This window comes from Salinivibrio sp. KP-1, assembly GCF_000968645.1.
In the GTDB taxonomy this organism is placed as follows: domain Bacteria; phylum Pseudomonadota; class Gammaproteobacteria; order Enterobacterales; family Vibrionaceae; genus Salinivibrio; species Salinivibrio siamensis.
This window is the reverse complement of sequence record NZ_LAQR01000002.1, coordinates 202,828-215,108: the sequence shown is the minus strand read 5'-3', so window position 1 is coordinate 215,108 and position 12,281 is coordinate 202,828. Positions and strand designations below refer to the sequence as shown.

Below are 12,281 nucleotides of genomic sequence, written 5' to 3'. Positions count from 1 at the left end.
ATAGGCTTATTAACCGCCAGATTCGAAGTGAATTGATTCAGCCACCGAGGCTCGTTGCTTGTTTGATGGGCGAGAATGAGAGGCACCTTGCAGCACACTCACACGATTGCGGCCATGTCGCTTGGCTTGATATAACGCACGATCCGCGCATTGTACCAAATCGCCATAATCTTGATCCGGCGCTGGGATCATACACGCCGCCCCCAGGCTCATCGTCAGTTGCTGGGTGGATGCCGCGTCCAAGTGTTCGATGTTCGCCGCTAATATCGCTTGCCTCGCCCGTTCAGCCACATCCAACGCGCCGTTTAGCCCTGTCTGTGGTAAGACAATCGCAAATTCTTCCCCCCCATAACGGGCAACCATATCCATCGGGCGATGAACGGACGATTTTAGCGCCTTGGCCACTTGCTGTAAGGCCCAGTCACCCTGCTGGTGGCCATAGTGATCGTTGTAAAGCTTAAAATGATCTATATCGCAAAGAATAAACGCCAAGGGGGTCTGCTCTCTGGCGTGTGAACGCCACAGCGTGCTCAATTGCTCGTCAAGACTGCGTCGGTTAGCCACTTGAGTAAGGCTATCAACAAAGCTGAGCTCCTGCAGTGCCATGATGGCATCGGCTAACTGTTGTTGTGTCTCTTTCCGTTCGGTAATATCACGTGCCATCAGCAGCACAGCCGGTGCCAACGTGACCGGATCTTGAATGCGTGACTTGGTCACCTCATACCAAGTTTGCTCACCCGTATCCGTTAAAATGACATCTTCATAGGTAATGGTTCCACCCGTTTCTAGCACCTGTTTATCACGCGCTTTGTGTTGATCAAATATCTCCGGATCTACCACATATTGCGCCGGTGCATTCTCGAGCGCTTCAATGGTGGTACCAAGCGCATCGGCATACGCTTGATTACACGCCAGGTGATAATAGTCTTGATCAAAAATACCGATAGGGTCGACACTCGCTTGGAAAATCGCACTGAGCAAGTTACTTCGCTGCTCCAGCACTTGCTCAACCGAGTGACGCTGTTGTGCTTCTTTTTGTAACCGCTCCTGCATCTGGTGCCAATTGGTCACATCATGGCTAATACTCAATGTGCCTATCACTTCCTGCTTATCATTTTTAAGCGTTGTGATATTCGTTTCCAATAAGCAGCTCTGATCATGATGTTGTGTCGCCCAGGTACGTACTGTTCGCGGCTCGAAAAGCGGCTCACCGGCTTGCCAAAGCACTGCTTCCTGCTCCTCGGCCCTGCCAGAAGCGGTCAAAGGCGGCGTTCGTACCCACCACGTTTCCCTCAACATCTTGAAAGCATACGAGCTCCGCCAAGGAATTAATCACGCTTAAAAGCACACCTTGTTCTTGTTGCTGCAGGTGCCATTGCGTGTTGGACTCAGAGGCAGAAAATGAAATGAGCCAGGCACGCTTGCCGCGACAGCGGATCGGCAAGCCAGATAAGGTCACCTCAACCCGCACCCGATTCGCGCCCGGGGCTCTGACTTTGGCTTCAACATTAGAAAATGGCTGAGGCCAACGCTGCGCCACAATAAAAGCGCGCACCGCTTGCTGCTGTTTTTCATTGGCGGTTTTAAACCGGTTGTGGCTACCTACCAGCGAAAAAGACTCCACACAAGGTGCATTGGCATACAAGATGTCACCATCATCGGCCGTGACAATCGCATGTGGCGTGTCTAACCCGGCCATGTAAACCCGCCAATCGGATAACGCCAGTGTCGCTCGACGCGCGCGCCAACCGTAGCCAAGCAAAGCGCCTAACACGAAAACCAAGCTAAAACTAAAAAACGCCATGCCACTCCTGTCTGCCTTATTACTGTCCTTGATCGTATTCACGCCCTACCTCACCGGCGACGTATTCTGCCACAGTTTTGATAGAACGCGTGATTGTCCTGTTCACAGCTTTGCGAATATCATTTGTTATTTTATTACATCAATTGACAGTGCTTTTTGCTATGAAAGAGAAAGCATATAACGCACCCTTCTTTATTCATCATCAAAGCTAGAATATCTACTCGAATTCGCCTTTTATTTAATAATTATTTAACAAAATGGCATAATTGCGAATAGATATTATTCATCAAAAAAACCACAATAAATACTTTTATATCAGTCATTTACAATAAAGACATGCTTCTATTGCTATGCATAAAGGATGCATATAAAAATTTGACCTTTGCAAGGTTTACCGTTAATTTGGAAGGTCGCTGAATAGCGCTTTGCCTGTGTATTCTCTGTCAATCCATCGATAAAACAGTGAGTTAGAGTGTAAATCACCGACTTTTCTCGTTAAAAAATCACAACATAACGAGCGCACAGTCACAAAGCGAATCTGTTCAGAGTGGTCAGGAGGATCACGACAATAAATGCAATCACTGCGCGTAACGCAGTAGCAAGGGAGAATTGCAATGTCGCTGTACAACCCAATGCTGGAAAAAGATAACTGTGGTTTTGGCCTTATCGCCCATCAAGAGGGGGAGCCCAGCCACAAACTGGTTCGTACTGCTATCGCTGCACTTGACCGCATGACCCACCGAGGTGGCATCAACTCTGACGGCAAGACAGGCGATGGTTGTGGGCTACTACTGCAAAAGCCCGACCGCTTTTTCCGCCTTATTGCTGAGCAAAACCAATGGAAGCTGAGCCGTCTATATGCGGTCGGCATGATTTTTCTCAGTGCCGATCCGGCAAAAGCCCAACAAGCCAAACAACGCTTCGAGCAAGAAATCAACGCTGAAACGCTATCAGTGGTGGGATGGCGGACCGTACCGACCAACCCAGATGTACTCGGGGATATCGCCAAACAGTCTCAACCGGTCATTGAACAAGTGTTTATCAATGGTCCAGCAGGCTGGCGCGCACGCGATTTAGAGCGACGCCTGTATATTGCACGTCGCCGTGCAGAACAAGCCTTGGCAGACGATGCTGACTTTTATGTCACCAGCCTATCTACACAAACCATTGTTTACAAAGGGTTGTGTATGCCAGCGGATCTGCCTCGTTTTTACACCGATCTCGCGGATCTGCGCCTAGAGTCATCTATCTGCTTGTTCCACCAGCGTTTCAGTACCAATACTCAACCACGCTGGCCGCTCGCACAGCCCTTTAGATACCTTGCCCACAACGGCGAAATCAACACCATTGAGGGGAACCGTCAGTGGGCACGCACACGTGCATACAAATTTAACTCCCCTTTGTTGCCTGACTTACATCAAGCCGCCCCGTTTGTGAATGAATCAGGGTCTGATTCCTCAAGCCTCGACAACATGATGGAAGTTTTTCTCGCCGGCGGGATGGATTTATTCCGGGCTATGCGTTTACTGGTGCCGCCCGCGTGGCAAAATCACCCAGACATGGATGATGAACTGCGCGCATTTTATGACTTTAACTCCATGCATATGGAGCCATGGGACGGGCCGGCGGGAATCGTGATGTCAGACGGCCGCTATGCCGCCTGTAATCTTGACCGCAACGGCCTGCGTCCAGCGCGCTATGTGGTTACCAAAGATAAGTTTATTACCCTCGCCTCCGAGATTGGGATCTGGGATTACGCGCCTGACGAAGTGTCAGAAAAAGGCCGCGTGGGCCCGGGTGAGCTTTTAGTGATCGATACCCGCGAAGGGAAGATTTGGCACTCAGGTGAAATCGATGATGAGCTAAAAAGCCGTCATCCGTATCGTGAGTGGCTGGACCAACATGTCCGTCGTCTCACACCGTTTGAAGACTTAGATCCTGACACCAGTGAAGGCAGCCGTAACCTTAAAGACGCCCAGCTTAAGACCTATCAAAAGCTGTTTGGGATGTCGAATGAGGAAGTGGATCAGGTCGTCAAAGTGCTGGGCGATATTGGCCAAGAAGCCACTGGCTCCATGGGTGATGATACGCCAATGGCGGTACTATCGTCGCGTCCACGCTGTGTGAGCGATTACTTCCGGCAAAAATTTGCCCAGGTGACTAACCCACCGATTGATCCGCTGCGCGAGAACCACGTGATGTCTCTGGCCACCTGTATTGGCCGTGAAATGAATGTGTTCTGTGAAACCGATGGGCACGCCGAGCGGGTCGCGTTTAAGTCTCCGGTTCTTTTGTTCTCGGATCTGGTGCAACTGCTCGAGCTAGACGATACCTATTATCGCAACAGCATTTTAGATATTAATTACGATCCGAACGAAAAAGATCTTCATCAAGCCATCCTCGATTTATGCGATCAGGCCGAGCGTTGTGTCCGTGATGGCACCGTTCTTGTGGTGCTCTCTGACCGCAGTATCAATAAAGATACGCTTCCGATTCCTGCGGCAATGGCGGTCGGTGCGGTGCAAAAACGCTTGGTTAACCAAAACCTACGCTGTGATGCCAACATCATTATCGAAACCGGCAGTGCTCGCGACCCCCATCAATTTGCGGTGTTACTCGGGTTTGGTGCCACGGCGGTTTATCCTTACTTAGCCTATGAAACACTGGCGAACTTGGTCGATATTGGCGCCGTCGATAAGCCGTATCGCGATGTGATGGTCAACTTCCGTAATGGCATTAATAAAGGCCTTTACAAGATCATGTCAAAAATGGGGATTTCGACCATTGCCTCTTACCGTTGCTCGCAGTTGTTCGAGGCGGTTGGCTTGCACCAAGATGTGATTGAGCTTTGCTTTAAAGGCGTGGCTAGCCGCATTCAAGGGGCCAATTTTGATGATTTCCAACAAGATTTGATCAACCTATCTCGCCGAGCATGGATCAAGCGTAAACCGCTAGAACATGGCGGTCTGCTTAAGTATGTCCACGATGGTGAATACCACGCGTATAACCCAGATGTGGTGACCAACTTGCAAAGCGCGGTGCGATCTGGCGAGGCCATGGATTACAAGACCTACGCTAAAACCGTGAATGAGCGTCCTGTGGCAACCTTGCGCGATTTAATGCAACTGAAAAAAGCGGCCTCACCGGTTGCGCTCGAGCGTGTCGAGCCGGCAACGGAGCTGTTCAAACGGTTTGACTCGGCGGCGATGTCTATCGGTGCCTTGAGCCCGGAAGCGCACGAAGCGCTGGCTATTGCCATGAACCGTCTTGGTGGCCACTCAAACTCCGGCGAAGGGGGCGAAGATCCACGTCGTTTCAATAGCGAACGCAATTCACGCATCAAGCAGATTGCATCGGGCCGTTTTGGCGTCACCCCGCACTATCTGACCAATGCGGATGTGCTGCAAATCAAGGTCGCGCAAGGCGCGAAGCCCGGAGAAGGTGGACAACTGCCTGGCCATAAGGTGACAGCAGAAATTGCTAAACTGCGTTTCTCCGTCCCCGGCGTGACCTTGATTTCGCCACCGCCGCATCATGATATTTACTCGATTGAGGATTTAGCCCAGCTGATCTTCGATCTCAAACAAGTTAATCCGCAGGCACTCGTGTCGGTTAAGCTGGTTTCAGAGCCAGGCGTAGGCACCATTGCCACCGGGGTGGCCAAAGCGTACGCCGACCTAATAACCATCTCAGGGTACGACGGTGGGACAGGTGCCAGCCCGCTCACCTCGGTAAAATATGCAGGTAGCCCATGGGAATTGGGGCTCGCTGAAACTCAGCAAGCACTGGTTGAAAACGGCTTGCGCCATAAGATCCGTTTACAAGTCGACGGGGGCCTAAAAACCGGTTTAGACATTGTCAAAGCCGCTATCTTAGGCGCAGAAAGCTTTGGCTTTGGTACCGCCCCTATGGTCGCACTTGGCTGTAAATACCTTCGTATTTGCCACCTCAATAACTGTGCAACTGGCGTTGCTACTCAGGATGAAACCTTACGTAGTGAGTACTTTAAAGGCCTGCCCGAGCAAGTGATGAACTTCTTCAAAGGCCTAGGGGAAGAAGTGCGCGAGCTGCTGGCCGAACTAGGGGTGGAAAAGCTTACCGATCTGATTGGTCGAACCGACCTCCTTGAGGCGGTTGATGGCTTTACCGCCAAGCAACTGAAGCTCGACCTAAGCCATATTCTCGATGCACCAACGCCGTGGCCAGGTAAGACCTTGTATTGCAGTGAGCCTAACACGCCATTTGACAAGGCTGAACTTAACCAAGCCCTGCTTAGTGAGCTGGGTGAAGCTATTGCGGCCAACCACAGTGCCAGTGTCTACAAGTCTGTTCGTAATACCGACCGTTCAGTCGGTGCCAGCTTGTCTGGTGCGATTGCCAAGCGTTACGGCAATACCGGAATGGCAGCTAACCCGCTGGATGTGCAGCTGCAAGGCACCGCCGGCCAATCGCTCGGGGTATGGAATGCCGCGGGAGTGAACATCACCCTTATTGGGGATGCTAACGACTACGTCGGAAAAGGCATGAGCGGCGGACAGATTGTGATCCGGCCCCCTATCGGCTCAGCATTTGCCAGCCATGAGTCCACCATCATGGGTAACACCTGCCTATACGGTGCCACTGGGGGCAAATTGTTTGCAGCCGGTAAAGCCGGTGAGCGTTTTGCCGTGCGTAACTCAGGCGTCCATGCCATTGTGGAAGGCGCGGGCGACAATGCGTGTGAATACATGACGGGAGGCATTGTGGCCATTCTCGGTCGCACCGGGGTCAACTTTGGCGCTGGGATGACCGGTGGCTTCGCATACGTGCTGGATGAAGAGGGCGATTTTAACGGTCGTATCAACCCTGAGTTGGTTGAAGCGCTGTCGTTGGAGGCTTTGGCTATCCATCAAGAGCACTTACGTGGCCTGATAGCCCAACACTTCGAGCTGACCGGCTCGGATCGTGCACAACAGCTGCTCGATGACTTTGACACTTGGGTACACCGTTTCTACCTCGTCAAACCGAAAGCCGCTGATGTGAATACCTTATTAGGCCACCAAAGTCGCAGCGCTGCTGAGCTGCGCGTTCAGGCGCAGTAAAAGGAGGGACCCATGAGCCAGAACATCTATCAGTTTATTGATGTGCAGCGCATTGACCCGCGCAAAAAAGCGATTGAAACGCGCAAAATTGAGTTCGTTGAAATCTATGAACCCTTCACTGAAAAAGAGGTGTCAGCACAAGCGGATCGTTGTCTTGACTGTGGCAACCCCTACTGTGAATGGAAGTGCCCAGTGCACAACTATATTCCGCAGTGGCTCAAGCTCGCCAACGAGGGTCGGATTATAGAAGCGGTTGAGCTGTCGCACCAAACCAATAGCCTGCCCGAGGTATGTGGTCGCGTGTGCCCACAAGACCGTCTCTGCGAGGGTGACTGCACCCTCAACGACGACTTTGGCGCCGTCACCATCGGCAATGTCGAAAAGTACATCACGGACAAAGCCTTTGAGATGGGCTGGAAGCCTGACATGTCACATGTTGAGTGGACAGATAAAAAAGTCGCTGTGATTGGTGCCGGCCCAGCAGGACTCGCCTGCGCCGATGTACTGGTCCGCAACGGGGTAAAACCCGTGGTCTTTGACCGCTACCCAGAAATTGGGGGCTTGCTCACCTTTGGCATTCCATCTTTTAAGCTGGAAAAAGATGTGATGCGGCATCGTCAGCGTGTCTTTACCGAGATGGGGGTTGAGTTTCGCCTCAACACCGAAGTAGGTAAAGATATCGACATGCAAACCTTGGTCGATGACTACGATGCGGTTTTCTTAGGGGTTGGCACCTACAAGTATATGCGTGCAGGCCTCGCCAATGAAGATGCGCCCGGCGTCTTTGATGCGCTGCCCTTCTTAGTCTCCAACACCTATAAGGTGATGGCTCTGGACAACGCTCCACCGTTCATCGATATGGCGGGGAAACGTGTCGTGGTGCTTGGAGGGGGAGATACCGCGATGGACTGTGTCCGTACCTCGATTCGTCAACAAGCCGCCAGTGTCACTTGTGCCTATCGTCGTGATGAGGAAAACATGCCTGGCTCGCGCCGTGAGGTCAAAAATGCCCGCGAAGAAGGGGTGAACTTTATGTTCAACCTGCAACCGTTAGGGATTGAAGTCGACGGTAATGGCAATGTTAGCGGCGTCACTGTGGTGAAAACCCAGCTCGGAGAGCCTGATGCTGCGGGTCGCCGCCGCCCAGAGCCAATTGAGGGCAGTGAGCATGTGCTGGAAGCGGATGCGGTGATCATGGCCTTTGGTTTTCAGCCACACGCGATGGAGTGGCTAGAACCTTACGATGTCGCCCTTGATGAGCGTGGACGAATCCAAGCGCCCGCAAAAGGTGATATCTTGTACCAAACTACGAACCCCAAAATTTTTGCCGGGGGCGATGCGGTGCGCGGCTCCGATTTGGTGGTGACGGCCATTGATGAAGGTCGCAAAGCAGCAGAAGGCATCATGGACTACCTGGAAGTATAGCGCGGGCGACGCTCCAGCGTCATCGTCCGACATCGTTCACGTAGACATCGATGTTATCTATTCAGAAGTGCCTCAGGGAGGCACTTTTTTATTGCCTCATGTACACTAACGGCATTTACACGAACAGGATTATCAGCATGAAAATCGGCATAATTGGCGCCATGGAGCAAGAAGTCACTCTACTGCGCGACAAGCTGGAAAACAGCGCCACTCACCAAGAAGGCGGCTGCACCTTTTATACTGGCACTTTGCAAGGCCATGATATCGTGTTACTTCAGTCTGGCATCGGTAAGGTTGCTGCTGCCGTTGGTACCAGCTTGCTGCTATCACAATTCAAGCCTGACTGGGTGATCAACACAGGGTCGGCTGGTGCGTTTGAGCCCTCACTCAATCTGGGTGATGTGGTAGTGTCTTCCAAAGTCTGCTATCACGATGCGGATGCCACTGCATTCGGCTATCAAATGGGACAAGTGCCGCAGCAACCGGCGGTCTTCGAGTCCGATGAAGCATTAATGCAACTCGCAGAAAAAGCAGTGGACAGCCAAACACATGTGGTGCGTGGCTTGATCTGTACCGCCGATACCTTTGTGCACACCGATGCCCACCGCCAACATATCTATACCCACTTCCCAGATGCGGTGGCCGCCGAAATGGAAGCGGCAGCGATCGCGCAAGTGTGTGCCCAGTTTGCCACGCCTTTTGTGGTAGTGCGCGCCATCTCCGATGTCGTGGCAGAAAAAGAGTCACCCATGACCTTTGAAGAGTTTCTGCCGTTAGCGGCCAAAAGCTCATCGGCCATGGTGGAAAACATGATCGCAATGATCGACGCCTGATCACTCGACCCCATGGATGATTTGCTCAATCCGCAACAATGGATGATCTACGCCGCCGACCAAGGCCGCTTATGGGCGCTGTGGTTGGCGGTATTAGTGCACTGGCTACTCCCATTGCCCAGTCAATACTCTCCGTTTCAATACTGGCGACAGTATGCCGACTTGCTCGCGAGCCAAGTCAACAAAGATACAGACCCTAAGCGCCAGCGTAAGCTTGCCGGTGCGCTCGCCTTAATGTTGATGGGTGGCACCCTCGCCATTTTTTTAATCGCCACCCGAGAGCTCGTTTGGTCGCGTCCCCTGTTCGATGCCATATTGCTCTGGCTCGCACTTGATTGGCGGCCAATCGATAAGTTTGGCCACACCATCGCCCATGCGATAGACCAACATGACAAGGGCGCAGCGCGCGCGTTGCTCGCCACACGCGTCAATCGTGAAACCGAGTCTCTGTCATTGATCGGAATAGGAAAAGCGGGCGCGGAAACACTGCTTCTTGGCACAGCGCGGCACTGTGTTTGCGTGATATTTTATTATCTGCTCGCAGGGGGTGTGGGTGCCTTGCTATACACAAGCTTGGTACACCTTCACCGCGTTTGGACCCCAAGCCGCTTAAGCTATTACCCGTTTGGGCTCGCCAGCGCCCGCTTATTGAACCTGTTGGATATAGTGCCAATGGGGCTGTTTGCTGTGATCGTGGCAATGAGCCGTCAACCTTGGTCACACCTAAAAACCGGCTGGCAGCAGGGCAGACGCTGGCGAACGCCTGGTTCAGGTTGGCTACTCGCGTGTGCAGGTAGTCGCTTCCAGCTCTCTCTAGGCGGCCCGGCTGTTTATCAAGGTACTAAGACCTTGAGAACCAAAATTGGCTATGGGGTCACCCCTGCTTGTTATCACCTTTTATTGCTGCGCTTGAAGTTAACCCACAGTGTTTTAATCTGGCTCGGGTTATGCTCCTTGGTTTTAATCGTTTAAGGACACTGATTGATGCCACGTTTTCGTGCCCTTTGTACCCTTTTTCGCTTGCAAGCCTGTTGGCTTGTCTTGGCCTTAACATGGATGCCTTTTGCTCACGCCACTCCGTTGCGAGTGATTAGTCTCGCCCCCCATACCACAGAGCTGGCTTATGCCGCTGGGCTTGGCCCCAATATGGTCGCTGCAAGTGCCTACAGTGATTATCCGCAGCCGGCTCAGTCGCTCGAACGCGTGGCCAACTATCGGGGAGTCAAACTCGAACGCATTATCGCCCTGCAACCGGATCTTATTTTAGCTTGGCGCGGCGGGAATCCGCCCAAGCCTCTGGAAACCTTGGCGGAATTAGGCTTTACCATCCGTTACCTCAACCCAGACACGCTCAGTGATATTGGTCAGTTTATTCGCGAGCTGGGTCATTATAGCGAGAGCCCAGACATCGCCACACGCAATGCTAACGCCTTTGATCAAAAGCTGGCGCAATTAAACGCCCAGTACCGCAGTGCAGAGCCCGTTCCCTACTTTTACTTACTCAGTGACACGCCACTGATGACCGCCAGTAACCGAGCCTGGCCGAGTCAGTTATTTCGTTTATGTGGAGGGAAAAATATCTTCGCCGACAGCCCCGCCGCCTATCCACAAGTCAATATGGAACAAGTCATCACACGTGCCCCCAAAGTGCTTTTCCACACAGGCGAGCAGCTACCAGACAGTTGGCATTCAATGGCTGAGTTGCTGCCTAAGGCGACGCGCCAGTTTACTTGGTCACTTAACCCGGATTGGCTGACTCGCGCGACCCCTCGTGCATTAAACGCCGCCGAGCAAATTTGTACCGCCCTCGATGAAGTCCGTCAGGCACAATAGGATTTAGCATGACTCAGACCATGATTTTGTATTTATTCGACTTATTCGGTACGGCCGTGTTCGCAATTTCCGGGGTGCTGGTGGCGGGCCGTCTGCGTATGGATCCCTTTGGCGTGGTCGTTCTCGCCTGTGCAACCGCCATTGGCGGCGGGACAGTGCGAGATATGGCGATGGGCGCCACACCTGCGTTTTGGATCACCGACACCACCTATATCTGGGTGATTTTAGCCACCTGTGTGGCCACTATGCTACTTATCCGTCACCCTCGTCGTCTCCCCTGGTACGTGCTGCCTTGTGCCGATGCCATTGGGTTGGCGGTCTTTGTGGGTATCGGTGTCGATAAAGCCCTGAGTTATGGCGCATCTCCCTTGGTAGCGGTGATCATGGGCGTGATCACCGCGTGTGGCGGCGGCATTATTCGTGATGTGCTCGCGCGCGAAGTACCTATGGTGCTGAGAACAGAAGTGTATGCCACTGCCTGTATTGCTGGCGGCATCGTTCATACGCTCGCCGTTCAAGTCAGCCCGGGCTCTGTGACTGCCTCTATTGTGGGTATGGTCACCACACTATTGATTCGCTTAGCGGCGATCCGCTGGCATTTGTCCTTGCCACCGTTCGCGCTAGACAGGTCTTAAAAGCCATTATTGGGACAGTATGCCGAGCCTGAATAGACAGTGGTTGAAATTTAGACAACACACCCTAAGGTCTGACGTACAGTCTCAGTAAAGGAGCCACTATGATCAGCATTGCCATTATTTATCATTCTGTCGACGATCATACTCATGCGCTAGCCACCACGATTGCGGAAGGCATTCATGCCGGCGATGCCGAACCTGTGGTTTACCGCATTGAGCCAGACATGATTGAAAACGGACGCTTTGTCGATGACAAGGTGTTTGAAAAGCTTAAAGACGTTGATGCGATTATTTTTGGTGCCCCCACCTATATGGGTGGACCGAGCACCCAATTTAAGGCGTTTGCCGATGCCTCTAGCCCCACCTGGGAGCGCCAAGACTGGCGAGGAAAGTACGCGGCTGGCTTTACGGTGGGCACCTACCCAGGAGGTGACCAGCCACAGACACTGCAGTATTTCCAAACCTTAGCCAGCCAGCATGACATGCTGTGGTTAAGTCTAGGTCGCGCCAACATAGGGGTGGAAAAGATTAATCCAAGTGGTACAAGCCTTGGGGTGACTGCACACACGCCAGACGATGGTCAACCTAACGAAGCCTGCCTACAAACGGCATTTTATCTTGGTCAACACATGGTACGTGCACTAAAAGGCGTTTGGCACACGTAATCGGA

9 protein-coding genes are annotated in these 12,281 nt (G+C 52.4%); 7 read left to right on the top strand and 2 right to left on the bottom strand.

Annotated features, from left to right (window positions below):
- Window positions 1–9 precede the first annotated feature (9 nt).
- Complete coding sequence (locus WN56_RS05430) at window positions 10–1,227, bottom strand: diguanylate cyclase (RefSeq protein WP_052708026.1); 1,218 nt, start codon at window positions 1,225–1,227, stop codon at window positions 10–12.
- Window positions 1,208–1,804 (bottom strand): hypothetical protein, encoded by a 597-nt coding sequence (locus WN56_RS16525; protein ID WP_052708025.1) that lies wholly within the window; start codon window positions 1,802–1,804, stop codon window positions 1,208–1,210. The genes WN56_RS05430 and WN56_RS16525 overlap by 20 nt, the downstream gene beginning before the upstream one ends.
- Window positions 1,805–2,418: 614 nt before the next feature.
- Between WN56_RS16525 and gltB the strand changes: the two genes are divergently transcribed.
- The 7 genes from gltB (at window position 2,419) to WN56_RS05395 (ending at window position 12,276) form a co-directional block, all read left to right on the top strand.
- Complete coding sequence (gltB, locus tag WN56_RS05425) at window positions 2,419–6,885, top strand: glutamate synthase large subunit (RefSeq protein ID WP_046074049.1); 4,467 nt, start codon at window positions 2,419–2,421, stop codon at window positions 6,883–6,885.
- Window positions 6,886–6,897: 12 nt separating this feature from the next.
- Window positions 6,898–8,310 (top strand): FAD-dependent oxidoreductase, encoded by a 1,413-nt coding sequence (locus WN56_RS05420; RefSeq protein ID WP_046074048.1) that lies wholly within the window; start codon window positions 6,898–6,900, stop codon window positions 8,308–8,310.
- A gap of 137 nt (window positions 8,311–8,447) precedes the next feature.
- Window positions 8,448–9,143, top strand: coding sequence for a 5'-methylthioadenosine/S-adenosylhomocysteine nucleosidase (gene mtnN / locus WN56_RS05415; RefSeq protein ID WP_046074047.1), 696 nt, complete (start codon window positions 8,448–8,450; stop codon window positions 9,141–9,143).
- A 12-nt stretch (window positions 9,144–9,155) separates the two neighbouring features.
- On the top strand, window positions 9,156–10,115 hold the full coding sequence (locus tag WN56_RS05410) for a cobalamin biosynthesis protein (RefSeq protein WP_046074046.1): 960 nt from the start codon (window positions 9,156–9,158) through the stop codon (window positions 10,113–10,115).
- A gap of 12 nt (window positions 10,116–10,127) precedes the next feature.
- Window positions 10,128–10,976 (top strand): vitamin B12 ABC transporter substrate-binding protein BtuF, encoded by an 849-nt coding sequence (btuF, locus tag WN56_RS05405; RefSeq protein ID WP_108743700.1) that lies wholly within the window; start codon window positions 10,128–10,130, stop codon window positions 10,974–10,976.
- 20 nt (window positions 10,977–10,996) lie between these two features.
- On the top strand, window positions 10,997–11,611 hold the full coding sequence (locus WN56_RS05400; RefSeq protein ID WP_046074211.1) for a TRIC cation channel family protein: 615 nt from the start codon (window positions 10,997–10,999) through the stop codon (window positions 11,609–11,611).
- Between the two features lie 101 nt (window positions 11,612–11,712).
- Complete coding sequence (locus tag WN56_RS05395) at window positions 11,713–12,276, top strand: flavodoxin family protein (protein ID WP_046074045.1); 564 nt, start codon at window positions 11,713–11,715, stop codon at window positions 12,274–12,276.
- Window positions 12,277–12,281 lie beyond the last annotated feature (5 nt).

Excerpts from the sequence above, each read along its gene's own strand:
- btuF (WP_108743700.1), top strand. The coding sequence starts at position 10,128 with ATGCCACGTTTTCGTGCCCTTTGTACCCTTTTTCGCTTGCAAGCCTGT.
- WN56_RS16525 (WP_052708025.1), bottom strand. The coding sequence starts at position 1,804 with ATGGCGTTTTTTAGTTTTAGCTTGGTTTTCGTGTTAGGCGCTTTGCTT.
- mtnN (WP_046074047.1), top strand. The coding sequence starts at position 8,448 with ATGAAAATCGGCATAATTGGCGCCATGGAGCAAGAAGTCACTCTACTG.
- WN56_RS05410 (WP_046074046.1), top strand. The coding sequence starts at position 9,156 with ATGGATGATTTGCTCAATCCGCAACAATGGATGATCTACGCCGCCGAC.
- WN56_RS05400 (WP_046074211.1), top strand. The coding sequence starts at position 10,997 with ATGATTTTGTATTTATTCGACTTATTCGGTACGGCCGTGTTCGCAATT.
- gltB (WP_046074049.1), top strand. The coding sequence starts at position 2,419 with ATGTCGCTGTACAACCCAATGCTGGAAAAAGATAACTGTGGTTTTGGC.
- WN56_RS05420 (WP_046074048.1), top strand. The coding sequence starts at position 6,898 with ATGAGCCAGAACATCTATCAGTTTATTGATGTGCAGCGCATTGACCCG.
- WN56_RS05395 (WP_046074045.1), top strand. The coding sequence starts at position 11,713 with ATGATCAGCATTGCCATTATTTATCATTCTGTCGACGATCATACTCAT.